This window comes from Sneathiella sp. HT1-7, from assembly GCF_020731145.1.
GTDB lineage: Bacteria > Pseudomonadota > Alphaproteobacteria > Sneathiellales > Sneathiellaceae > Sneathiella.
The window spans coordinates 104,054-126,944 of record NZ_JAJFZN010000005.1 but is presented as its reverse complement, the minus strand read 5'-3'; the positions used below and the strand labels follow the sequence as shown (position 1 = coordinate 126,944).

Annotated in this window: 22 protein-coding genes; 13 read left to right on the top strand and 9 right to left on the bottom strand. The window is 50.7% G+C overall.

Annotated features, from left to right (window positions below):
* Window positions 1-111 precede the first annotated feature (111 nt).
* Complete coding sequence (locus LKE13_RS16770; protein WP_227952660.1) at window positions 112-972, top strand: hypothetical protein; 861 nt, start codon at window positions 112-114, stop codon at window positions 970-972.
* Here the strand turns inward: LKE13_RS16770 and LKE13_RS16765 are convergent.
* Genes LKE13_RS16765 through LKE13_RS16750 form a run of 4 tightly spaced genes read right to left on the bottom strand, consistent with a single transcriptional unit; the run spans window position 958 to window position 3,682 of the window.
* A complete protein-coding gene (locus LKE13_RS16765) occupies window positions 958-2,178 on the bottom strand; it encodes a CCA tRNA nucleotidyltransferase (protein ID WP_227952658.1) in 1,221 nt (406 codons plus the stop codon). The genes LKE13_RS16770 and LKE13_RS16765 overlap by 15 nt on opposite strands.
* A 7-nt stretch (window positions 2,179-2,185) precedes the next feature.
* Window positions 2,186-2,467: a DUF6111 family protein gene (locus LKE13_RS16760; protein ID WP_227952656.1), complete on the bottom strand. Its 282-nt coding sequence runs from the start codon at window positions 2,465-2,467 to the stop codon at window positions 2,186-2,188.
* The gene (locus LKE13_RS16755; RefSeq protein ID WP_227952649.1) at window positions 2,464-3,117 is read right to left on the bottom strand and encodes a CoA pyrophosphatase; all 654 of its coding nucleotides are present in this window, start codon (window positions 3,115-3,117) and stop codon (window positions 2,464-2,466) included. The genes LKE13_RS16760 and LKE13_RS16755 overlap by 4 nt, the downstream gene beginning before the upstream one ends.
* Window positions 3,098-3,682 carry a DUF1285 domain-containing protein gene (locus LKE13_RS16750; protein WP_227952647.1) on the bottom strand — a complete coding sequence of 195 codons (585 nt, stop codon included), beginning with the start codon at window positions 3,680-3,682 and terminating at the stop codon, window positions 3,098-3,100. Before LKE13_RS16750 ends, LKE13_RS16755 begins: the two co-directional genes overlap by 20 nt.
* Window positions 3,683-3,792: 110 nt before the next feature.
* On the opposite strand from LKE13_RS16750, the gene LKE13_RS16745 reads away from it, so the two are divergent.
* Genes LKE13_RS16745 through LKE13_RS16730 form a run of 4 tightly spaced genes read left to right on the top strand, consistent with a single transcriptional unit; the run spans window position 3,793 to window position 10,555 of the window.
* Complete coding sequence (locus tag LKE13_RS16745; RefSeq protein ID WP_227952645.1) at window positions 3,793-4,791, top strand: AAA family ATPase; 999 nt, start codon at window positions 3,793-3,795, stop codon at window positions 4,789-4,791.
* 3 nt (window positions 4,792-4,794) lie between these two features.
* Complete coding sequence (locus tag LKE13_RS16740; protein WP_227952643.1) at window positions 4,795-5,700, top strand: DUF58 domain-containing protein; 906 nt, start codon at window positions 4,795-4,797, stop codon at window positions 5,698-5,700.
* The gene (locus LKE13_RS16735) at window positions 5,700-8,468 is read left to right on the top strand and encodes a DUF4159 domain-containing protein (protein WP_227952641.1); all 2,769 of its coding nucleotides are present in this window, start codon (window positions 5,700-5,702) and stop codon (window positions 8,466-8,468) included. The genes LKE13_RS16740 and LKE13_RS16735 overlap by 1 nt, the downstream gene beginning before the upstream one ends.
* Window positions 8,465-10,555 carry a hypothetical protein gene (locus tag LKE13_RS16730; RefSeq protein WP_227952639.1) on the top strand — a complete coding sequence of 697 codons (2,091 nt, stop codon included), beginning with the start codon at window positions 8,465-8,467 and terminating at the stop codon, window positions 10,553-10,555. The genes LKE13_RS16735 and LKE13_RS16730 overlap by 4 nt, the downstream gene beginning before the upstream one ends.
* On the opposite strand, the gene LKE13_RS16725 is transcribed toward LKE13_RS16730, so the two are convergent.
* Complete coding sequence (locus LKE13_RS16725) at window positions 10,523-11,107, bottom strand: GNAT family N-acetyltransferase (RefSeq protein WP_227952637.1); 585 nt, start codon at window positions 11,105-11,107, stop codon at window positions 10,523-10,525. The genes LKE13_RS16730 and LKE13_RS16725 overlap by 33 nt on opposite strands.
* Before the next feature lie 295 nt (window positions 11,108-11,402).
* On the opposite strand from LKE13_RS16725, the gene LKE13_RS16720 reads away from it, so the two are divergent.
* Window positions 11,403-12,017 carry a flavin reductase family protein gene (locus LKE13_RS16720; RefSeq protein ID WP_227952635.1) on the top strand — a complete coding sequence of 205 codons (615 nt, stop codon included), beginning with the start codon at window positions 11,403-11,405 and terminating at the stop codon, window positions 12,015-12,017.
* Window positions 12,018-12,032: 15 nt separating this feature from the next.
* Here the strand turns inward: LKE13_RS16720 and LKE13_RS16715 are convergent, their stop codons facing one another.
* Window positions 12,033-12,719 (bottom strand): DUF1194 domain-containing protein, encoded by a 687-nt coding sequence (locus LKE13_RS16715; protein WP_227952633.1) that lies wholly within the window; start codon window positions 12,717-12,719, stop codon window positions 12,033-12,035.
* A gap of 153 nt (window positions 12,720-12,872) precedes the next feature.
* Between LKE13_RS16715 and LKE13_RS16710 the strand changes: the two genes are divergently transcribed.
* The gene (locus LKE13_RS16710; protein ID WP_227952631.1) at window positions 12,873-14,885 is read left to right on the top strand and encodes an AsmA family protein; all 2,013 of its coding nucleotides are present in this window, start codon (window positions 12,873-12,875) and stop codon (window positions 14,883-14,885) included.
* A gap of 40 nt (window positions 14,886-14,925) precedes the next feature.
* On the opposite strand, the gene LKE13_RS16705 is transcribed toward LKE13_RS16710, so the two are convergent.
* Complete coding sequence (locus LKE13_RS16705; RefSeq protein WP_415776554.1) at window positions 14,926-15,330, bottom strand: rhodanese-like domain-containing protein; 405 nt, start codon at window positions 15,328-15,330, stop codon at window positions 14,926-14,928.
* A gap of 122 nt (window positions 15,331-15,452) precedes the next feature.
* On the opposite strand from LKE13_RS16705, the gene LKE13_RS16700 reads away from it, so the two are divergent.
* Complete coding sequence (locus LKE13_RS16700) at window positions 15,453-16,658, top strand: acyl-CoA dehydrogenase family protein (RefSeq protein WP_227952627.1); 1,206 nt, start codon at window positions 15,453-15,455, stop codon at window positions 16,656-16,658.
* Between the two features lie 53 nt (window positions 16,659-16,711).
* On the top strand, window positions 16,712-17,446 hold the full coding sequence (locus tag LKE13_RS16695; RefSeq protein WP_227952625.1) for a sulfotransferase: 735 nt from the start codon (window positions 16,712-16,714) through the stop codon (window positions 17,444-17,446).
* Here LKE13_RS16695 and LKE13_RS16690 read toward each other — a convergent pair.
* Complete coding sequence (locus LKE13_RS16690; protein ID WP_227952623.1) at window positions 17,443-17,892, bottom strand: DUF1499 domain-containing protein; 450 nt, start codon at window positions 17,890-17,892, stop codon at window positions 17,443-17,445. The two genes, LKE13_RS16695 and LKE13_RS16690, sit on opposite strands and share 4 nt — an antisense overlap.
* 93 nt (window positions 17,893-17,985) lie before the next feature.
* Here LKE13_RS16690 and LKE13_RS16685 point away from each other — a divergent pair, with 93 nt between their 5' ends.
* The 4 genes from LKE13_RS16685 (at window position 17,986) to LKE13_RS16670 (ending at window position 21,539) form a co-directional block, all read left to right on the top strand.
* On the top strand, window positions 17,986-18,657 hold the full coding sequence (locus LKE13_RS16685; RefSeq protein ID WP_227952622.1) for a gamma-glutamylcyclotransferase: 672 nt from the start codon (window positions 17,986-17,988) through the stop codon (window positions 18,655-18,657).
* A gap of 39 nt (window positions 18,658-18,696) precedes the next feature.
* Window positions 18,697-19,503 carry a glycosyltransferase family 25 protein gene (locus LKE13_RS16680; RefSeq protein WP_227952620.1) on the top strand — a complete coding sequence of 269 codons (807 nt, stop codon included), beginning with the start codon at window positions 18,697-18,699 and terminating at the stop codon, window positions 19,501-19,503.
* A 385-nt stretch (window positions 19,504-19,888) separates the two neighbouring features.
* A complete protein-coding gene (locus LKE13_RS16675) occupies window positions 19,889-20,410 on the top strand; it encodes a PAS domain-containing protein (protein WP_227952618.1) in 522 nt (173 codons plus the stop codon).
* A gap of 1 nt (window position 20,411) precedes the next feature.
* Window positions 20,412-21,539, top strand: a complete 1,128-nt coding sequence (locus LKE13_RS16670) for a methyl-accepting chemotaxis protein (RefSeq protein WP_227952616.1) — start codon at window positions 20,412-20,414, stop codon at window positions 21,537-21,539.
* Between the two features lie 80 nt (window positions 21,540-21,619).
* Here LKE13_RS16670 and LKE13_RS16665 read toward each other — a convergent pair whose 3' ends face one another.
* On the bottom strand, window positions 21,620-22,864 hold the full coding sequence (locus tag LKE13_RS16665; protein WP_227952614.1) for an APC family permease: 1,245 nt from the start codon (window positions 22,862-22,864) through the stop codon (window positions 21,620-21,622).
* Window positions 22,865-22,891: the final 27 nt, after the last annotated feature.

The following is a 22,891-nucleotide window of genomic DNA, read 5'->3' as shown; positions in this document are numbered from 1 at the left end:
GAAATAATATACACCACCCCTTATATGTAGGGAATTTCGTGGCCAATGCACTGCATTATCATAATATAGCCCTAACATAGAGCATTAGAAATACGATAAGGAGAGTCGGCAATGTTTGATCTCGTCATCATGGTTGATTGGTCCGCCGCTGCCTCTCCGGGACCCGCGAAGCCTTCCCCAGATAGATGCTGGCTCGCTTGGGCCGCCGATGGTGATCTCTCTGACCCGGAATATTTTCGTACCCGCGCTGCCTGCATGACGCGCATTCATGAATTGCTTGCGAATTTTGACGGCGCCGCTTGTGTCGGGTTCGATTTCCCTTTTGGATATCCCGCCGGAAGCGGCCTTGGTGGCGGACGCGCCGCCGCCGCCCATATCGCCCGAGACCTCACTTCGGATGAGTTGGACAAGAACAATCGTTTTGAGGTTGCGGCAAAACTCAATAAGGACATATCAAGCGACGCGGGCCCCTTCTGGGGTTGTCCGGCAGCTGCTGCATCAGACTATCTGACTGTCAAGAAACCAGAGTTCACTCATACCGAATTCACGGAGTGGCGAACAGTCGAAAAATTCCTCCGGGAAGAAAAGAAAGAACACTCTATTTCCACCGTCTGGAAACTATACACAACAGGATCCGTCGGTAGTCAGTCCCTTACCGGCCTAAAAGAGCTCAATGAGCTCGCTCGCCAGCCTGACATCGCGCATCGCATCAAATTCTGGCCGTTTGAGACAAGCTGGGAAGTCGACCTAAACGGCATTATCCTAACAGAAATCTGGCCAAGCCTGAATAGCCATGCGTCCTATGATCACCCGATCAAGGATGCGCGGCAGGTGTTGGCCTGTCGGGACTGGCTGTTGGAAAAAATAGCCTCAGACGACGCGCGTGAAGCCTTTGCCGCGCCTCAATGGCTTACCCCGCCACAAGAAAGAAAATGCCGGATTGAGGAAGGCTGGATTTTAGGCGTCCGGTAAAAACTCTTGAATGAGATCAGCTTTGGTACGCGTAAACCCGGAGGCGATCCAGCTCTCTTCCATCTTTTTCAATAACTTTCCCAGCATCGCCCCCTCTTCGACACCAAGGTTCAGCAGATCACGGCCCGTGACGGGAAACTGGGGGGCGCTCCATTGGTCTGCTTCTTTCAGGTAAGCTTCGAGCTTAGCGTCCGTCCCAAGCGTTGACCAAAGCAGCAATGTCTGATCCACAAAGCCTGTCTTACCGATTTTATAAAGAAGCTCTCGACAGGCGGACGGGGGCATATCAATCTCTACTTCGTTTCCGCACATCATTGAAAGTCGCTCTTTTTGCTTATTGGAGAAGCGGAGCTTTTCTGCAACCTTTAAGACCCTCTCCTTTTTACCCTGCAGAAGCGCCGAAAACCGCAAAATCGCGTCGCTTGGTCTACTCAGAGACAGCATTCCATTCAGTCGTGACACATCTGCGGGGCCATTGAGGACCGCGGTCAATACGCCTGTTTCCTCCATAAGGGTTATAGCAGGAACCGGGTTATTGGTGCCGAGCAGCAGCAACAGTTCTTTCTGCACTCGTTCTGCCGACAACTGATCAAGTTGACTCGCCGCGTTCGCGCAGGCACGCAACGCGTGTTCATCGGGATTTTCGTCGCCAAATCGGGCGTAGAAACGGAAATAGCGCAAAACACGCAAATAGTCTTCGCGGATGCGGTCCGCTGCATTTCCTATAAAGCGGACATGTGCTGATGCAAGGTCTGCAAGCCCTCCTACCGGGTCAACGAGTTCACCTTCAGGATCAAGATACAGCGCATTAAAGGTGAAATCCCGCCGTTCCGCATCACGTTCCCAGTCTTGAGTGAAGGCAATATCCGCATGCCGACCATGGGCGACAACATCGACCCGCAGGGTTGTAATTTCAAAATGCCGTTTGTTCAGGACCGCCGTGATGGTGCCATGATCAAGCCCCGTGGGAAGCGCCGTGATGCCCGCTCGCTCAAGCCCTTGTATTACCGCGCCGGGAAGCAAATCCGTTGCAATGTCAATATCCTCAGTCTCGAGTCCCAAAAGCGCATCACGAACGCAGCCACCGACGAAACGAGCCACACCGCCTTCATTTTTCAGGGCGTCGATTATCGCTTGCGTTTCCGGCCAACTTCGCCAGAGAGGAGGATGCGTGAAAATATCAGCGAGCTTCTCTCCGATTGGCATTGCGCCATCACTCTTTCTGTTCAGAGGGCAATACTTGCGAGTCTATTATCCGGCCATCTTCAAATCTGGGTGGCACATAGACAGTTCCCTCGCTTGGTTCTCCGCTTATCAGTCCCAGCGCAATCAGGCTGGCCGCCATCAACAGCAGTCCGCTTATCGTTGCAATGGCAAGGGATGCTTTACCCCATGTTTTATCTCCGCCTGCACGTCCATTGAAATACAGGTAAACGCCATAAACGACGAATGGAAGAATGAGCGGGATAATATGGAAAAGTATTGATCTGATCATTTCAGCATTATCCGTTCCGATAAATCTTTAATCATGCCGGCTGTGGCACCCCATATATAATAGTCACCGAACGGGATCGCATACCAGAACCTTTCCACGCCATCGCGAAAACCGCTATGTTTTTTGCGGTTCGCCTGATCAAGGAGGAAGTCGAGTGGCACCTCAAAAATCTCTGACACCTCACCGGCTTCCGGCCGCAAATCGAATGTGGGTTCGACAAGCCCGACAACCGGCGTTACTGAATATTGGGTTACGGTGACATAAGTTGTCAGGGTCCCGACGACTTCCACCAGTTTCGGATCAAGCGAAATTTCTTCCTGCGACTCACGAAGGGCCGTCGCAACGGCATTTTCGTCGCCTTCATCTGCTCGTCCGCCCGGGAAGCTTATCTGCCCTGCATGCTTTGAAAGATGTGTCGCACGGCGGGTTAGAATGACGGTCGGGCCTTCCCGCCGGAGAACGATGGGGACGAGAACCGCCGCAGGGGTGAAGGGTAAATTTCGATCAGGAGCGCTCGCGGGGTTCAAATCATGATCTCCCCGCATACTCCCGGACAGGTTCAATGCGGGCGATAATGTCGTCGGCACTGGTCCCAATGACTGCTGTAACTTTTTCGTCAGTTCTTGTTTCTTATGTATCAAAAATGTCATTCACTAATCCGAGTTCAAAAAACTGTCCGCTACTCCAGAACCCGAAGCGGTCCTCACCATTTATATTTTCCTCTCCGGCAAGATTTACAAGATCATAGAATACCGGGCGGTTGATCAGCGCCTCCAAATTTGCACGAACACGCACATAAGGAGACGGCTCCTTGGTCTCCGGATCGATTTCCAGACGAAACGGATGATCCTTATCCATGATCACGAAATCGTCAACATTCGTACGGAAGCTGATAATTCTCTCCGTCCCCTCCCCCTCGACAAACATTTCTACGGCGACAAACGGCGCGTCATCGACTTTAATTCCGATCTTTTCGACCGGTGTCACAAGATAATATCTACCGTCATCATCGAACCGGATAACCCCGGAAAACAGCTTTACTAGCGGCTTTCGACCGATGGGCGAACCAAGATAGAACCAGGTACCATCACGGGCAATGCGCATATCTAGGTCGCCACAAAATTCAGGGTTCCACAGATGAACTGGCGGATGCTTCTGCCCTTCGATCTGCTTGATGATGGCCCCGAGGCCGTCATTCGTGTCCGGAGTTGTCATAATTTTGGCCTTAAATGCTCATTTTTTGATACTATATTTAGGTTAGTCGTTGCTGGCTACCAAGTCGCCAGTTCAGATTACTCATTTTTCACAGATGATGACAGGCTCACATGAACACAACTGGCAATACTGAACAGGAAATAGTTGAAAGAGTCGACAGCCTGTCTGAAAAGTTTTCCGATCTGAAATCCGGTATTGGAGAGTTTATTTTCGGCCAGGATCAGGTTGTTGAACTCACCTTAATTACTTTACTTGCACGCGGGCATGCCCTGTTGATCGGCGTGCCGGGCCTAGCGAAAACCCGGCTCGTCGAAACCCTGGGCGGCGTGCTTGGCCTCGACGATAAGCGCGTCCAGTTCACTCCCGACTTGATGCCCGCCGACATACTGGGATCAGAAATTCTTGAAACAGCCGACGACGGCAGCCGCCACTTCAAGTTTCTCAAAGGGCCTATTTTCGGGCAAATATTGATGGCGGACGAAATCAACCGCGCCAGCCCACGTACCCAGTCTGCTCTGCTTCAGGCAATGCAGGAGGAAATGGTCACTGTCGCGGGACAAACCTATCCCCTGCCAAAACCGTTTCATGTTCTCGCCACGCAAAACCCCATTGAGCAGGAGGGAACCTACCCTCTGCCCGAAGCACAGCTTGACCGCTTTCTGATGCAGATAGACGTCGGCTATCCGGACCGTGACACTGAACGGCGTATCCTGCTTGAAACCACCGTCAATGAGGAGGCCGTGCCGGCGCAGATTATTTCTCCCGAAGAACTGATGGAAGCGCAGCATCTGGTTCGCGAAATGCCTGTGAGCGATGCCGTCATCGATGCTATATTGAAGTTGGTGCGAGAAGGCCGCCCCGGCGAGAGCGAAAACGAGCTTGTCAATAAATATGTCTCTTGGGGCCCCGGTCCACGGGCGAGCCAGGCGCTTATATTAGCGGTACGCGCGCGGGCCTTGCTTGAAAGAAGAATGAGCCCGTCGATCGATGATGTAGTCGCGCTTGCCAAACCAGTGATGCGTCACCGGATGGCCCTTTCCTATGCGGCCCGGGCAGAGAATATAACGATGGAGGATATCATCAACTCGCTTACTGTTCCGCTGGAGTAAAATATGTTCAAGCCGCGTCGCGTGAACGCTCCAAAACTGGATGAACGGTTTAAAGCCGAGAGACTTGCGCAGACGTTACCGCCCCTGATACTTGCCGCGGAAAATCTGGTGAACGCGCATGATATGGGTGTCCACGGTAGGCGCCGCGCCGGAACCGGAGAGGATTTCTGGCAGTTCAAGCAATACGGCCCCGGCGATCCAGTGTCCAGTATCGACTGGCGGCAAAGCGCGAAACGTGAGCATATATATATCAGGCAAAAAGAGCAGGAAACGGCGGAAACTGTATGGATCTGGCGGGATACCTCGCAAACCATGGACTATGGCTCTGGTCAGACGGAACAGTCCAAACTGGATCGTGCCACATTGCTTAGCTTGGCACTGGCACTCTCTCTTTCAAAAAGCGGCGAAAAATTCGGCTTGGTCGGCCAGACCGAGAAAGCATCGACTGGCCCTGCCTCCTTTAATCGATTTGTTGACCGCACTGCGGAAGTTCAGAGTCCATCCATAACTGATCTGACGTTTGCCGATCAGCTGTCCAGCAAGTCAACTGTTGTCCTGATCAGTGATTTTCTCGTCGAACCGTCAGAAATCATTGAAGTCATACGTCATGTCGTCAGTCTCGGCTGTCGCGGTTTCCTAATGCATATCGCCGATCCGGTGGAAGTAGATCTTCCTTTCAACGGGCGCACCCGGTTTGTCTCGTTGACTGAAGAAGACGACATAACCTTGGGCCGGGTTGAGATTGTTCGCGAGGATTATCAGTCTCTCTTTAATGCACATCAACAGGAATTGCTCAAGATAGCGAAAAATGTTTCCTGGGATTACTGCTTTCACCGGACAGACGCCCCGGCAAGTGAGGCCTTTGCCGCCCTCTATACCGCTCTCAATATTCGCGGGGCGAAGGCATAATGGTGGCAATCAGTTCGATTTCTTTCCTTTTCCCATGGGTACTCGCTGCTCTGTTGACGCTACCATTGATTTGGTGGCTCCTGCGTATTGTTCCGCCGCGCCCCAAATCAGTCATTTTCCCGGCGATCCGATTTCTTTATCGCCTGAAGAAAGATGAACAGTCGGCAGCCACAACACCTTGGTGGCTTTTGCTGTTAAGGCTGGTGATCGCGGCCCTCATCATCCTGGCCATTGCCAGACCGATCCTTAATCTCCCGGAGCAACGTGACAGCAAAGGCGAAGTTGTCATAATCGTTGATGATGGCTGGACCGCTGCTGAATCTTGGGACAGCCTGAAAGCCACTTTGAATAAGCTGGTTGAAGAGACAACCCGACAGGAAAGACAGCTATATATTATCACGGCAGCCCGGCAGGGCGAAGGACGACAGGTAATCTTAAAACCACTTGCAGATCAAGAAGCATATGGGGTTGCCGCTTCGTTGGAACCTAAATCATGGCCAGCGCATTATGGAAGCCTAGTCCATCTTCTGCCTCGTCTTGAATTTCTCGACAATCCCGAATTCATCTGGCTTTCAAGCGGTATTTTGCAAAGCGCCCACCTCCCTGATCTGAACGATTTAATACATCAGCTTTCGAACATAGGCCCGCTTACCATTTATCGTGAAGAAAGCATCACCGCTGCGCCTATCATCGGCTTGCCCAATCTGAATAGTGAAGAGCTGAGCGTACCGCTCTTTCTTCCGGAGGGCGCCGCCATAGACAATGGCGTCTTAACCGCAAAAGCAGATGGCGGGAAAATCATCACATCGGTTCCTTTTACCTTTTCAGAGAACGGCATCTCGACGAATGTTAGTCTGAAAATCCCCAACAAGGTCAGAAATGATATCCGACGTCTGGAAATCGCGAGCAGCCGGAACACTGGTTCTGTCTTTCTGCTCGACCATCGCTGGCAACGGCGGCAGGTTGGTCTGGTGACGACTGTTTCCGAGCAGGTTGATCAGCCGCTTCTGGATGAAATCCACTATTTGAGCCAGGCACTGACCCCCTTCTTTGACATCACGCGCGGGCAGATTGAAGAACTTTTAACAGAGGATCGCTCACTCATCGTTCTTGGGGATGCCGCCAATTTATCCGAAGGTATTGAAAGAAAGCTCCTCGACTGGATTGCAAAGGGTGGCGTGCTGGTGCGATTTTCCGGGCCGAAGATCGCGAATTCCAGTGGTACACTTGTGCCGGTCAATCTTCGTTCGGGCAACCGCAGCCTTCAAGGCGCAATGTCCTGGAACCAGCCGACGCACCTCGGCCCCATTCCGCAATCCAGTCCGTTTTTTGGCCTCAACATTCCCACGGATGTGACCGTAAAAAAGCAGGTTCTCGCCAATCCATCGCCCGAACTTCTCGACAAAACCTGGGCGCAGCTGGAAGATGGCACGCCATTGGTCACGGCTGACCGTCAAAACGCTGGATGGCTGGTTTTGTTCCACACGACAGCCACGCCAGAATGGTCAAATCTTGCTATTTCCGGCCTCTTCGTTGAAATGCTGCGTGAAATCGGCAACCTTAGTCAAATTTCAAACCAGAACTTTTCTGATCAGCGGAGTCTGCCGCCATTTCGTCTTATGGATGGCTTTGGTGGCATTCAGAGTGAAATTGGTATAGCCGAACCGGTAAATACAGCCGAGATGGAAACACTGCTTCTGGATGCAAGTCATCCGCCTGGCTATTACGGGGACGAAAACTTCAACATAGCGATCAATATCGGCCAGTTTGACACAAGCTATTCCCTGATTGATATGGGCCAATTTCCAGCGACTATCCGATATTTTGACAAATCGACCGTTATTGATCTCGTTATGCCGATAATTCTTGCGGCGCTTCTTCTTGTCCTGATCGATCAGATTACTTCACTTCATTTGCAGGGGAAGCTTCCTGCGTTCAAAACGATTTCTCGCGCCTCCGTGATACTCATTGCTATCGGGCTTAGCGTGTTCATCATGCCAACCGGAACATTGGCACAGGAAACGGAATTCGACGGTGACGCCAAGGCGCTTGCTGCGACGCTCGACACCCGGCTCGGCTACATACGCACCCGCGATACAGCGGTTGACAGGATGAGCCACAATGGGCTTGCCGGTCTCAGCCGGCAATTGAGAAACAGGACTGCCGTTGAAGCCAAAGACCCGCTCCCAGTGGATATCGAGCAAGACGAACTTGTTTTCTACCCCTTGATTTACTGGCCCATCACCCCGGATTTTCCCGCCCTTTCCGATCAAGCGATTCTCAAGCTGAATAACTATTTCAGTGGCGGTGGCACCATCCTGTTTGACACCCGCAACCAGAATAACGTCGGACAGTTTGGTCCCGATCTGTACAACAGCCCAGAGAACGCCCGTTTACGCCAACTGACCGCAAGGCTGGATATTCCAAGAGTGCATCAGGTGCCGACTGATCATGTGGTTACCCGGTCTTTTTACCTGATGCAGACTTTCCCCGGCCGGTATGATGGCGGCGAGGTTTGGATTGAAGATACCACAGGCATCCAAGGGAACGACGGCGTCGCATCGGTCGTTATCGGCAGTAATGACTGGGCCGCAGCCTGGGCGATTGATGCCGATGGTCGCTATCAGGCGGCAACGCTCCCTGGGAACGAACGGCAACGGGAACTGGCATATCGTTTCGGTATTAATTTGGTAATGTATACGCTAACCGGAAACTATAAAGCCGATCAGGTCCACATCCCCGCCATACTCGAGAGACTTGGGCAATGAGAGAGGAAAGCTTTGTCTCATCCCTCGATTTCAGCCCCTATGTGTCGCTTGACTGGCTGATCGTCCTTGCGTTGATCTGTTCGGGTATTTCTATCTTCGCTCTGTGGCGGCGCGGGCGCGGCACCTTGTTGCGGAGTGCGCTTATGGCGCTTCTGTTACTGGTACTCGCCAATCCGGTTCTATTGACGGAGAAGCGAAAATTTCTCGATGACATCGCCGTAATAGTTCTGGATGAGACCAACAGCCAGAAAATCGGCCGCCGCGGTGAAACTGCCAGTGCCGCCTTTGGAGACCTTAAGTCCCGACTTGCGACAATCGAAAACCTGAATGTCGAAACTGTCACGGTTAAGAACAAGACGACATCGCTTCTGGGAGACGAGAACGGAACACATGCCTTTGAGAGCCGAGAAGAGGCGCTAAAAAACATCCCCCCTGACCGGATTGCCGCCACAATTTTTATTACGGACGGCCAAATACATGATGTGCCGGAGAATGAAACCGAAGCTAAAGAAGCAGGACCTGTTCATTTTCTCCTGACGGGTGCAGATAATGAAAAAGACCGAGTGCTCCGGGTGGTAAAAGCCCCGACATTCGGCATTGTCAATCAGCCATTGCAATTCATCATCAAAATTGAGGATTTTGGCCTCACTGAACCTGTTCAGGCGGCGCGCGTGACGATTTCGCAGGATGGGGAAGAAGTAGCCGCAGATCTTGCACAAATCGGATCGGAACTCATCCTTGATCTGACATTGACGCATGGCGGTGCCAACTTTTTTGAAATCTCTGTCGATCCGCTAGACGGGGAATTGACCGAGAAAAACAACAGCGCCTATGTTACAGTCAATGGCATCCGAGACAGGTTACAGGTCCTCCTTGTTTCGGGGGAGCCCCATATGGGCGAACGGGGCTGGCGCAACATTCTTAAATCCGACCCGTCCGTCGATCTCGTACATTTTACGATCCTGCGTCCACCAGAGAAGCAAGATGGCACGCCAATCACGGAGCTTTCGCTGATTCCCTTTCCGATCCGCGATCTTTTTGAGAAAAAGCTCAACGATTTCGACCTGATTATTTTTGATCGTTACCGGCGGCGCGGCGTCCTTCCATCCAGTTACCTTCATAATATCTCTCGTTATGTGAAAGCTGGAGGCGCGCTGCTTGAGGCGGCCGGCCCCGCCTTTGCGACACCGCTGAGCCTCTACCAGACTCCTTTGGCAGAAGTACTGCCCGGAAAGCCCACTGGGTATATTTTTACTGAAGGCTATGTCCCGACTGTTAGTGAGACAGGCAAGCGACATCCGGTTACGGGCCTACTAAAAACAAATACGCAAGGGAGCGAAAGCTGGGGTCGCTGGTTCCGGATGATCGAGGCAGAGCCGCTTGGCGGGGAAACCTTGATGACCGGCCCGTCGGACCAACCGCTCCTTATATTGGAACGTAGCGGTGATGGGCGAGTAGCACAGCTTCTCTCGGATCATGCCTGGCTGTGGGGACGAGGGTTTGAAGGTGGCGGTCCACAGTCTGAACTTCTTCGGCGTATTTCTCACTGGTTGATGAAGGAACCCGAGCTCGAGGAAGAACAGCTGAAAGCCGTTGTCGCGGGGGATAATCTCCAAATTCAGCGCCGCTCACTTGATTCTGCGCCAGTGACTGTCACTGTAACGGATCCAGACGGGAAAGTGACGCAGCTTTCATTATCCGAAGGGGAAAAAGGGGAACAGATTGGGAGCATTCCACTTCAGACCAGCGGCCTGCATATTCTGGAAGATGGCCTGCAGAAATCATTAGTTGCCGTCGGGGCGCTCAATCCGAAGGAACTTCACGATATCCGCGCAAGTAAAGACAAAATTGCGGACATAGCCAAGGTAACCGGAGGCGGCATCCGTTGGCTGGAGACTGACGGCCTTCCGGATTTCAGGCGTACGAAGCCGGACAATCGCCAGTCAGCGGACTACTGGTTCGGCCTGCGTGCTAACCAAAATTATCAGATTACAGGCTACAATCGCCAAGCCTTGTTACCACCGCTAGTCGCCCTCATTCTCGCGCTTGCGTTTTTATGCATCGGATGGTGGCGCGAAGGCCGCTAGCCCTGCAATCATCTCATCAGTTTCCACCTTAGAGGCAATCCGGCCCGGTAGAGATAGAGTATCTGATACGCCTGATATCATACCGGAGACATTTCCCAACGCACCCGCCGCGCATTCTTTCACAAGTAGCCTGCGCTCCTCCACAGGGCCAGGCATTTCGAACCCAAGGACGGCGGCGTTTTGAAACCCGAACTGACTATAATATTCCGGATCTCCGACAAGAACAATCAGATGATGACCGAGTTCAATGGCAACCTTTATTGTCTCCCGCATGAGACCGACACCAATGCCCTTGCCTTGCAAATCCGGCTCAACAGCGATTGGCCCAAGGAGCAGGGCTGACGTACTATTGCCAATCATGATCGGCCAGTAACGAATTGTAGCGAGGAGCTTGTCGCCCTCTACCGTGACAAAACTCAATTCTGGCAAGGGTGTTGTGTTTTCACGAACTTTATAAGCTGTCTTCTTGAATCTGTCCGGACCGAAACAACGATCAAGCAGAGGCTCGATCTGCTCTACATGTTCTGGCTGCTCGTGAATAATCTGGGGCATGACGGAATTCCAATAAATTACGGGGTAGACAATATGCCTCTCAAAAGGAGCCCCGAACCGTCATGAAATCTTGGATAACCAACGCACAGGCTATTTAAGCGGCAGCACAAATAAGGGCAGCAGCCTGTCGTCGTCGAAGTTTGGTCATCTGTTTGTTCATAAAGCGCAAATATCATAGGGACGGTATTAAGGAAAGAAATAAATCATGCCTTGCCTGCGCTAGATTCAAAGGTTAGCCTCCAACTTTATAACAGAACGGGCGCGCAACCCTCGCATTTAGCCGGAGACTTTCCGAATGTTTTACAAACCATCCGAACCACATGGCCTGAAACATGGCCCCTTCAAGGCCATTGTTGCGCCTCGCCCTATAGGCTGGATAAGTAGCCTTGCTACTGATGGTACCGTCAATCTGGCACCGTTCAGCTTTTTCAATGCAATGTCCGAAAATCCGCCGATCGTCGCGATGGGTATCAATGGTAGCCACAGCGAAGGCGGTGCGAAAGATTCACTTGATAATATTGAGGCGACGAAGGAATTTGTCTGCAACATGGTTTCCTATAATCAACGGGAGAAAATGAATTTAAGTTCAGCCATGTTACCCCGCTCCGTTGATGAATTCGACTATGCGGGAGTGACAAAGGAAACCTCAACGCTTGTCAAGCCTCCGCGCGTCAAGGAAAGCCTCGCTCATTTGGAATGTGTGCATTACAAGACAATTATCTTACCTTCTGATAACCCGAAGGTGGTAAATAGCATGGTTCTGGGAGAAGTCGTCGGCATCCATATCAGCGATGAAATTATCGTCGATGGCATGATCGATATGAAAAAATATCAGCCGCTCGCGCGCCTTGGATATATGGACTACTGCCATGTTGACGATATCTTCTCTATGGACCGACCAATTGTCTAACTGATCAGCGGGGAGCTAAACACCCTGCCAGGTTCCCCGAATTTCCCGTGCCAGCTTTTCAGCGATGGCGCGGGCGAAGTCTTCATACCCTTTTGCCGGTTCAGTAAAGGCCCCAATGCCGCCAATTACTCTTTCCTGGTAATAGCTCTCCAGCGCAGGCTCATCATTGAGGATCGGTAGGCCGTTGATGATAACACCTGCAGCAATAATCCGGTCCCGCGCCGCCTCGGGCGGGCGCCCTATGGAAACTACGCCGTCGCCCGAAATGTCAATCACTTTGCGCAGTGACGTGTTGCGATCGCGCGAAAAAAGAGAGAAGGCGTGATCCAATGCCCCCGCAATCGCGGTGCCCCCATAAGGGAAGGTCCGCGGTACGTTATCAAGCTGGCGGGCAAATTCATGAGCGTCTTCCTGAGTCGCAATGGTGCGCCAATTAAGAATTACCTGCTGCTCACCAAGCCCGGCCCAATGAGTGGCGGCAAGACTGATCTGCCCCCGTGGCCCCGCCGCGATTGCTTCTATCACCAGATCGCTGCGAAATGCCTCGGCGAAACCGCGCATTTGCAGATTATACTCATCGTAATTCACGCTGGAGGAGACATCGATTGCGAGGACAAGCTGCATATCCACCTCGTCTGCAACGACATCTAATCTTGGGGCAAGCACAAGTACCAGTGCCGCGATCAAATATGGCCATTTCATTGCAATTACGTTCTCGTGCCCCAGTTAAGGAAGATCAAGCCAAGTTTATCGTATTTCACGGCAAAAGTATGACCATTTAACCAAAGGGTCATGACCCGGGCCGTCTTTTATGTCATCATCCAGAGAGTTTGAGAATTTAACAGAGAGTAGATCATGAAAAAAATCGTCATCGCAATTGTTGTGATTTTGGTTGTAATCGTCGGATTGGCGGTAGCACTTCCTTTCATTGTGCCGACCGACAGGATCAAACAGGAACTGATCCAGGCGGCCAATGACGCCACAGGCCGGGAACTGGCGATTGAGGGCGATTTTAACTTTACTGTCTTTCCAACATTGGGCGTAACCGCAGAGTCGGTCACCTTCTCCAATGCTGAAGGTGCCCAAAATGCCGATATGGCGGCTATCGACAGCCTTACGGTCAAGCTTAGCTTATTGCCCCTGATAACCGGAAATGTACAAGTCGATGAATTTGTCCTGACGAAACCGGTCATCAACCTTGAAGTCGATAAAAGCGGGAAGGCAAACTGGGAGTTTGATGCCGCTAAAGCAGAAGCTCCAAAAGAAACGGAAGCCACTAGCTCTGACGGCGGGACGCCTGATCTCGGTATATCTGACCTTAACCTCGGGGATGTACGTATCGTCGAAGGTGTAGTCAATTTTGTCGATCAGAAAGGCGGCACAGATATAAACCTAAGCGATATCAATCTTGAGCTTGTGCTTCTTGGTCTTGATCAACCGTTCGAAGCAAAAGGCAGCGCCGTCTGGAACAGCGAAAAGGTCGAACTTGATGTCAATGTCGGTGCTCTTCGCAGCATTCTTGAAAATATCGAGACAACGACGACCCTCAATGTTGCCTCCAAGAATATTAATCTCAATTTTGATGGTCTGGTAAAAAGCACTCAACCTCTAAACCTTGGCGGCACGACAACTCTTGATGTTCCATCGGTAAAGGATCTCGCGGCCTGGGCAGGCTCCCCTCTGGAGGGCGTGTCGGAAACCGGCTTCGGCCCGCTCAAGATCAGCGGTAAACTTGGCGCAAACGATACTAAATACAGTTTCTCAGAGGCTACTATCAGTTTTGATGAAATTGTCGGGGCTGGTGATTTCAGTATTGAACTGGGCGGCAAGGTTCCGGATATCGTCGGCAAGCTGGCACTTGAGACACTCGACCTTAACCCCTACCTCCCGGCTGAGCAGGGCGCAGAAAGCTCGGCACCTGCTGCTCCGGCACAAAAAACATCGACAGAGAAATGGGATACGACCCCAATTGATCTTTCCGCACTGAAATCGGTCAACGCCAAATTCGACCTGTCAGTTCAACAAATTCTATTCCAAAAAATCAAGATTGGCGCCAGCGCTCTTGCAACCACGATCAAGAACGGAATTCTTGACCTCGAGCTGAGTGAAATGAACCTGTATGACGGAACCGGCACAGCCACTGTTCGAGTGAACGCCCAGCAGCCGACATTGAAGATTACCAATGCGATGGCTATTGAGAATATCCAGTTGAAGCCATTGCTGACTGACGCAGCGGATTTCGAGAAGCTGCAAGGTAAAGGGATGTTCCAGACAGACTTATCCACCAGTGGCAAATCGCAGGCCGATATGGTCAGCGCCCTGAACGGAACCGGCCAGATCCTCTTCGAAGACGGCTCAATCTCTGGTGTCAATCTGGCATCAATGGCCCGGAACGTTACAACTGCTTTCACGAATAAGGGAGAAGAGCAAAAGACAGATTTTGCCGAAATTTCGGGAACCTATCAGATCACAAACGGTATTCTCACGAATAATGACCTTAAAATGCTGAACCCGTTCCTCCGCCTTTCTGGTTCGGGAACAGTTGAACTTCCGCCGCAAACCATGAATTATCGGATTGAACCGAAACTGGTGGCTACAACAGAAGGACAGGGTGGCGGAGAAGCCACCGGGGTTGCCGTCCCGATTATAGTGACCGGTCCCTGGGACAATCTGAGTTTTGCCCCCGACCTCGCCGGGGTCCTCAAGAACGCGGCTAACCCTGAAGGCGTGAAGAAACTCCTTGAAGGAGCCAAGGGGTCAGGCGATGGTGTCAAGGATGCTCTTAAAGGCGTCAAGGAAAAGGATCCCGCAGCCATAAAGAACCTGCTTGATTCTGCGGGAGGTCTTCTTGGTGGCAAAAAGGATTAACACACAGAGCTAGTAACCAAAAAGTAAGCCGTGGGTGAAGTTAGCTTCCCCGCGGCTTGCGTTCTTCTATAGAGCCGTCGGCTTTCTTCCATGCACTAAATCCGCCCTCAAGATGGCACACGTTCGGCAAGCCCATGTCCTGGACAGCCTTCGTTGCAAGCGCCGACCGCCAGGCTGACGCACAATAGAAAACAAAACGATTGCCATTAGCGAACAGGTCCCGGTGATAGGGGCTATCGGGGTCAACCCAGAATTCCAACATGCCGCGCGGCGCATGAACGGCGCCGGATATTTGACCGTCCCGCTCCAGTTCCCGAATATCGCGGATGTCAACAAAGGTTACATTGTCCTGACCAAGGAGTGTGAATGCCTCTTCAATCGATACTGTTTCGATTTCGTTGTTCGCCTCTTCAACGAGCTGTTTAACACCTTTTTTCATTATTATCGCTCCTTCTCGCCTCAAATTGCGAAAACAATCTTGTCTTCTGCCCTATATATGATGTTACTATTTACCCTTACATGACGCCGGTAGCGTACGTCGAGATAAAAAATAAAGAGAGAATGAGAATGGACCTTTCATTTACCAAGCAGGACAATGCCTTTCGCGACGAAGTGCGCCAGTTTCTGGCAGACGAATTTGATGAAGATCTCAAACAGAAAATGGCAGAGAACAGGAACAGCTATCTTCCGAAAGATGATCATGTCCGCTGGCAGGATGCTTTGGCAAAGAAAGGCTGGTTGACGCCGGATTGGCCAGTAGAACATGGCGGTCCAGGTTGGAACACAACACAGAAGTATATTTTCCAGACTGAAATGGCGAACGCCAATGCACCCGGCATTGTTCCGTTCGGCATTAGCATGTGCGCGCCGGTCATCATGAAGTTTGGGAGTGAGGAACAAAAACAGCGCTTCCTTCCAGACATTCGCGACAACAAAGTATGGTGGTGTCAGGGTTATTCGGAACCAGGATCTGGTTCCGACCTGGCCAGCCTGCAGATGAAAGCGGAAGATAAGGGCGATCATTTCCTTTGCAATGGCTCAAAAATCTGGACAACGCTCGCACAATATGCCGATTGGATATTCTGCCTTGTCAGAACCTCTACTGAAGGTAAACGTCAGGAAGGCATATCATTCCTGCTGATCGATATGAAATCAGAGGGCGTGACGGTCGATCCTATTCAAACTATCGACTTGCCAATTAAGGGCGCACAGGAAGTCAATCAGGTCTTTTTTAATGACGTGAAAGTGCCAAAGGAAAATCTGATTGGTGAGGTCAACAAAGGTTGGACCTACGCAAAGTATCTTCTCGAATTTGAGCGCGGCAATGCCTATGCAGGACGCCTCAAACGCGGTGTTGAAAAAATACGCACCATTGCCGCGTCGGAAGTGGACGGGCAAGAGCCTGTGATCAAAAACGCCGCCTTCAACGCAAAACTTGCGCGGCTGGAGGTTGCGGTGCAGGCACTTGAGATGACGGAACTTCGAATCTTGAGCAAACTAAGTTCCGGGCAGAATATGGGACCGGAATCGTCCCTCATGAAATGTCGGGGCACCGACCTTTATCAGGAAGTTGTCCAACTGGCGCTTGAGGCGGTGGGCACCTATTCAATGCCCTTTACACCTCTGTACCCCGGCCAGAACGAGGAACCGATCGGCGCGGACTACGCAAGTGGTGTTGCTCCTCGTTACTTTAATGCTCGTAAGGTCTCCATATATGGCGGATCAAACGAGATCCAGCGCAATATCATGGCAAAGCTCATCCTCGGCCTCTAAGTGGCGAGCGCATCTCTCTTGTCTAAAGGCAGCTACCCTATGTGGATCAGATCATGACGAATACGGATGACGCCATCCGAATTTCGATGTGGTCCGGCCCGCGCAATATTTCGACCGCAATGATGCGGTCCTTCGGAAGCCGACCGGGGTGTCATGCGGTGGATGAGCCTTTTTACGCCCACTACCTCGCCAAGACAGGCCTCCACCATCCGATGTATCAGGAAGTCATCGCCAGCCAGCCGGCCGACTGGCGGACCGTTGCGAACAATCTGAACGCGCCCCTTGTGCCGGGCAGTATGTTATACATCAAGCACATGACCCATCACATGACACCGGATGTCGATCTCAGCTCATTCCAAGACCATCGCAACTGCTTCCTGATACGGGACCCGAAAAGAGTGATTGCCTCTTATGCCGCCAAATGGGACCGGATCACAACGGAGGATATCGGCATCAAGCGGCAGCTTGAGATATTCAGAACTCTTGAAAAACTGACGGGTCAAACGCCTGTCGTTATCGAAGCGGAAGATATCTTAAAACATCCGGAATCGATGCTGAAAAATCTTTGCGCGGCATTGGGAATCCCATGGGAAAAAGAAATGCTCAGTTGGCAAAAAGGTCGCCACCCTGAAGATGGCGTCTGGGCTGCCCACTGGTATGCGTCTGTTGAAGAAACGACAGGCTTTGCCCCCTATGAAGAGCGGGAAGTTGAGCTTAAGCCAGGTTTGATGGACTTGCTAGCGGAGCAAATGCCCTTTTATGATGAGTTGCGCGCCCGCAAGATTTAACCGGCTCCCGCTCCTTTTTTGACAGCTAGATCAAGCTTTCGCATCCAGTCCTTGACCCGTGCCTCATTCACGCCGAAATCACGGTAGCCATAATGTGCTCTGCTGAAGACTGCAAGAGTTGATCGCCCTTCCCCAAGGTCTATAAATCTAACGGTAACCGTATCCGGATATCCGATCAGTTTCGAATATTGAACATAGTCGACCTGCAGATCTTTACCTATTTCCCGGCTGCCAAGCTTTTCAGTTCTCGGTTCCGCAAGAGCAACCGTCTCAAACAACCCGGCAAGATTCAACGTACTGATTTCGTATATAGGGCTGATCGTTTTTGGCGGATACTGACAATAGTCCGGCGGAGACATAAGATAGGTATTTGGCTTACGGGGTTTTTTAAGCGACGAAAAATCCAGCTCTGGTCTCTGGACTTTTTTCAAAAGATTCTTCAACATTGATGAGGCTCGCTTTGTAAAAAACCTGTAATCATCCAGGGAAAGACCAGATTAACGAAATATGATCAGAAAGTTCAAACAAATAATATGTTGGTGCGAGAAGAATTCAGCCGCGAACGGGTAGAAGAGCTTATTCGGGAAGCAAAACGTCACGGGCCTTTTCACGCCCTGACCCATGAAGAACGGGACGCAACCCGCCATGAGTTTTTATCCAGGATCCCAAAAGAAGAAGGCCTTTGGGTATTCGGGTACGGCTCTCTCCTCTGGAACCCGGCATTTCATTTCACCGAATGGCAGCCCGCCCGCCTCCATGGTTTTCGCCGTCGTTTCTGCCTTCAGGCGTCAATCGGACGTGGAAGCCCGGAAAAGCCGGGACTAATGCTCGCCCTTGATCATGGCGGTTCCTGTAACGGACGTGCCTTTCATATCGCCCCGGAAAAGATTGAGACTGAAACAGATATCCTCTGGATGCGGGAAATGATTTCTGGCTCTTACGATGCCCGTCACGTCCATATTCGGCTGCGGGACCGAACCGTGAAAGGACTGACCTTTGTTATTAACCGGTCCCATCCGCGTTATATTGCTGAAATCAGCATGGAAGAAACAGCGCGCCTGCTTGCTACCGGGGAGGGGCGTCTTGGCTCCTGTCGTGATTACCTCAACAACACAGTCGCGCATCTTGATGAAATGGATGTGAAGGATCGATATCTTCATGCGATTCAACAAAAAATGAAGGAGCTTGATCATCGCGCCGACATCACTTAACAATTCGCCGCCTGTTTTATATTGCGTGAGTGATAAGCTTTGACCACCAATCCTTCCAGCGATCTGCCGCCGATTTTTGTCATCAACCGACCGAAAGACACCCACCGCCGGGCGGATATGACGGGGCGACTTGCCAAAGTAGGGTTGACGCCGATTTATTTCGACGCCATTGACGGTTACAAGCTTGATATTCCAAATCTCGCGGATTATGACGGTGAGAAGCGTCGCCGCTATTTCGGCAAAGACCTAAAGGCCGGGGAAATTGGCTGCCTTCTCTCCCACCGTGCCATTTACGAGAAAATGGTCGCCGAAAATATACCACAGGCTCTCGTGCTGGAGGACGATACTTTCCTCGCCGATGATTTTAAAAACGTCCTGCAGGATATTCAAAAGACCACAATACATTGGGATTTGATCCGGTTTATAGGGCATGGCAAGGTTTTTGATATTGGCTATCGCACCCTCGCCCCGCTAAGCCACGGCTACAGCATTACGCGTGTACCAACGTCTCCCAGCGGTGCCTACGCCTATTTGCTGACACTGAAGGCCGCGACACGGCTTCTTCATTTTATGCAGCGGAACTGGGTGCCCGTCGATATTATCCACAGTCGCGCCTGGCAGACTCGTCTGGAAACCCTGCTGATTCACCCGTCGCCGGTCAAACCCGACCTAGAAGGCCCCTCTACCATTGGTGAAGAACGTTTCGACAAGGCAAAGCAAATCCGGGGGCTCACGAAGCTACTACATCCATTCTATCGGTTCTGGTACAAACTCAGTAATGGCGCAGGAAAGCGAATCCTCTATCTTATGGCCTGGTTTCGGGATCGAAACCATCTATCGAACTGATCAATGCTCCCCGTAGTATAAAATATTCGAATATGTAAATTACAAGTATAGAAATTATTTTTCTTGCGATTGATGGGACTCATAAAAAACTCCCGCAACTAATAAGCCTCCCCTTAAATATATACAAAAGTATTGCGTAGAATAAGTTCTGCCTTGGCATGTTTAATTATAGTTAATTAATATACCTATTTTCTAATTTAGAATTTTACTATTATTGAATATTAATTCAAGTAAAAACTTTATTTTTAAATAATTCAAAAAATTTACTTAACTAATAAGTAACTATAATAAAGTATAACAATATGTATAATTTAGAAATACATCTCTTTGTACTGTATAAAAGAGTTTTATTTCTAGTAAGTTGTCACTAATTTGGAGGAATAAAGTGAACTATCCAGGACAAGAGGTCTATTTCGATAAAAATGACCTGATTGTAAGTAAAACTGACCTAAAAGGGCATATTACTTACGCAAATCATACCTTCCTTGAAATAGCTGGTTATGATGATAGTGAAGTTATTGGAAAACCGCATAATGTTATCCGGCATGACAATATGCCGCGCGGCGTTTTTGACCTTTTCTGGAGCACCATCGCAAAAGGAGAAGAGATTTTCGCTTATGTGGTAAACTCGACAAAGAACGGAGACCACTACTGGGTTATCGCCCATGTAACTCCAAGCTACGAAAATGGTAGTGTATCCGGTTACCATTCCACGCGCCGGGTGCCCAATCCTCGAACAATCAAAGAAGTGATTGAACCGCTTTACACGGAGCTAAACAATATCGAAGCTGCTTCTACCAACCGCAAGGAAGGCACTCAGAAATCTGCTGCACGTCTTGAGGAAATTTTGACGGAAAAAGGATTGAGCTACGGCGAGTTCGCAGCCTCCTTGATGAGGGAGCAATAAGATGAACATGGAACTGAAAATAGATGCAAAAGATACATTGAGTATTGGTCCTGAGCGCCTTCAGGAAATTATGGAAGTGGCCGACAACATCTGTCGCGGCAATTTTGAAAGTCGGATAAAAAATATTCCCGCTGAAGAGGGAATAGAACGCGCGCTCTGCACCAAGGTAAATGAAATGATCGACCGGGCCGATGCTTACTTGCGTGAATCCACGGCGTGTCTTGGCTTTATTGCGGAAAATCAATATTTCCGTCGTATCGCACCGGAAGGGCTTATGGGCTCCTATGGCGTGGCTGTCGAAAAGATAAACAGCGCCGCAGATGGTGTTGAAGCAAAAATATCGAAATTCCACGATGCCGTTACCGCGATTACAACTGCAGCAGGCCAATTGAACACCAGCGCCCAGTTCATGGGCGACACGGTCAAAAGCACCAGCGAGAAAACAGCTGCCGTTGCCGCCGCGGCGGAAGAGGCTGGCCGGAACACCCAAACGGTTGCTTCAGCCGCAGAGGAGCTCAATTCCTCCATTCAAGAGATCAACCGCCAGGTCAATAGTTCAGCGAACATGTCCAGTGAAGCTGTAACTCAATCCAAAGAAGTCAACGATATGGTTGCCAGCCTCTCCGCTGCATCTGAAGAAATCGGGAATGTGGTCAAACTGATCAATAATATCGCCGGACAAACCAAACTGCTTGCGCTGAATGCCACAATCGAGGCCGCCCGCGCCGGAGAGGCCGGTAAAGGTTTCGCGGTTGTCGCTAGCGAGGTCAAGAGCTTGTCAGCAGAGACGGAAAAAGCGACTGAAGGGATCAGACTACAGGTCGAAGCCATTCAGAAAGCGGCGACAACCGCTGTCAGCTCTATCTCTGAAATCAGCAAATCCATTTCCAATATTAATGAAGTGTCTTCTGCAATTGCGTCCGCCGTTGAAGAACAAGGTGCCGCAACACAAGAGATTTCCCGAAATGTACAGGAAGCAGCTTCAGGTGTTCAGGATGTCACGACCAATGTTGGCGTCGTAAATGAGAATGTCAAAGAAGTCAGCGCCAGCTCTGAACAGTTGGCGAGCGTCGCAAGTGAACTTACGAGCCAAGCGGAACTTCTGACGGAAGTCTTGAACAGTAAATAGCGTTTATTTCAATTCACCCCACAGGATGAGGCGGCTTTTTTGCCGCCTCATTAGCTATTTTTCAAAGTCATACTGACGCCCTAAATCGGCAACAGCCCTGACAGCAGCAGTGAAATGCTGGTCAGAAACCCCATTATCGGCACCCAGAGCGGTACAATAAAGACGCCCTCCGTTGGTTGCTCACCCGTTAATTTAAGACGGATCAAAGCAAGATTAACCAGCGAGAAAACGATCAGGACAATCGTCGATGTCGCCTCCGCCAGCTGTGCGATCGGCAGGAGGGTCGCGAATATTAAGACCAACACTACAATCACAGCGGTCGCAGTAAGCGGCGTTCCGGTGACTGGGTTAACAGCCGACAGAAAAGACGGCAGGCTTTTCTGCACTGACAATCCATATATCACCCGGGAGGCCATGATGATCTGGATCAGTACTCCGTTGGTCGTTGCAACAATAGCGATTAGGCGAAATATCCCCGATGCGGTGCTTCCCGCCGACTCAAAGACAAGAGCAAGAGGAGCGGCAGATCCGGCAAGATCCGCAATAGGCACCACAAGAACAACAACAGAAACCACCAGAAAGTAAAGGACCGTCGCGATCAGGAGCGTAAGTATAATGCCTCGCGGCATGTTTCTGTGAGGTTCAATTACTTCCTCTGCGACATTCGCAATATCTTCAAAGCCCACAAAGGCGAAAAACGCAAGCAAGCTCGCTGAAATTATGCCGCCCCAGATAACGCCATCGAGTGGCGGGAGCAAGGTATCTATGTTTAACAGAACCTCTGGTTCGGCGCTCACACCGAAGTAAATAACAAGGCCCAACCCCGCAATCTCAATTACTGTGAAGATGGCCGCGACAAAAACTGATTCCAGTATCCCCCATGCAGCAATGACACCAACTATCAATATTATTGCAATCGTCAGTAACGTCGGAGAAAGTGGGATGATCTCGCCAACATAGGCTGCCGCCCCAATTGAAACGGCAGCAGAAGAAACAATGCCCGATGACGCGACCAATAATCCGACAATCAACGTCAGAAGATTGGAATTAAACCCTGCCCTTACATAGGCGGCCTCCCCTGCGCTGACAGGATGGCGGGTCGACAATTCAGCATAAGTGAAGCCGGTAAAAGCAACAACAGAAGCCGCCACCAGAAATGAAATCGGTGCATAGATACCGGCCCGCGCCGCCGTTGTTCCGACGAGTACGTATATTCCTGCGCCAATCGTCACACCAAGGCCATAAAGGGTGAGAAGAGGGAGTGTAAGCCGTCGCTTAAGTTCCGCAGGCCTTGTCTCCGCATCTTTCACGTTCTCGTCTTGCATATTAAACCTTCATGATTGCAAACTTGA

Coding starts and splice junctions, on each gene's coding strand:
- LKE13_RS16720 (WP_227952635.1), top strand. CDS start 11,403: ATGTTTTACAAACCATCCGAACCACATGGCCTGAAACATGGCCCCTTC.
- LKE13_RS16715 (WP_227952633.1), bottom strand. CDS start 12,719: ATGAAATGGCCATATTTGATCGCGGCACTGGTACTTGTGCTTGCCCCA.
- LKE13_RS16665 (WP_227952614.1), bottom strand. CDS start 22,864: ATGCAAGACGAGAACGTGAAAGATGCGGAGACAAGGCCTGCGGAACTT.
- LKE13_RS16745 (WP_227952645.1), top strand. CDS start 3,793: ATGAACACAACTGGCAATACTGAACAGGAAATAGTTGAAAGAGTCGAC.
- LKE13_RS16750 (WP_227952647.1), bottom strand. CDS start 3,682: ATGACAACTCCGGACACGAATGACGGCCTCGGGGCCATCATCAAGCAG.
- LKE13_RS16740 (WP_227952643.1), top strand. CDS start 4,795: ATGTTCAAGCCGCGTCGCGTGAACGCTCCAAAACTGGATGAACGGTTT.
- LKE13_RS16735 (WP_227952641.1), top strand. CDS start 5,700: ATGGTGGCAATCAGTTCGATTTCTTTCCTTTTCCCATGGGTACTCGCT.
- LKE13_RS16700 (WP_227952627.1), top strand. CDS start 15,453: ATGGACCTTTCATTTACCAAGCAGGACAATGCCTTTCGCGACGAAGTG.
- LKE13_RS16755 (WP_227952649.1), bottom strand. CDS start 3,117: ATGACATTTTTGATACATAAGAAACAAGAACTGACGAAAAAGTTACAG.
- LKE13_RS16690 (WP_227952623.1), bottom strand. CDS start 17,892: ATGTTGAAGAATCTTTTGAAAAAAGTCCAGAGACCAGAGCTGGATTTT.
- LKE13_RS16770 (WP_227952660.1), top strand. CDS start 112: ATGTTTGATCTCGTCATCATGGTTGATTGGTCCGCCGCTGCCTCTCCG.
- LKE13_RS16710 (WP_227952631.1), top strand. CDS start 12,873: ATGAAAAAAATCGTCATCGCAATTGTTGTGATTTTGGTTGTAATCGTC.
- LKE13_RS16730 (WP_227952639.1), top strand. CDS start 8,465: ATGAGAGAGGAAAGCTTTGTCTCATCCCTCGATTTCAGCCCCTATGTG.
- LKE13_RS16725 (WP_227952637.1), bottom strand. CDS start 11,107: ATGCCCCAGATTATTCACGAGCAGCCAGAACATGTAGAGCAGATCGAG.
- LKE13_RS16765 (WP_227952658.1), bottom strand. CDS start 2,178: ATGCCAATCGGAGAGAAGCTCGCTGATATTTTCACGCATCCTCCTCTC.
- LKE13_RS16695 (WP_227952625.1), top strand. CDS start 16,712: ATGACGAATACGGATGACGCCATCCGAATTTCGATGTGGTCCGGCCCG.
- LKE13_RS16760 (WP_227952656.1), bottom strand. CDS start 2,467: ATGATCAGATCAATACTTTTCCATATTATCCCGCTCATTCTTCCATTC.
- LKE13_RS16670 (WP_227952616.1), top strand. CDS start 20,412: ATGAACATGGAACTGAAAATAGATGCAAAAGATACATTGAGTATTGGT.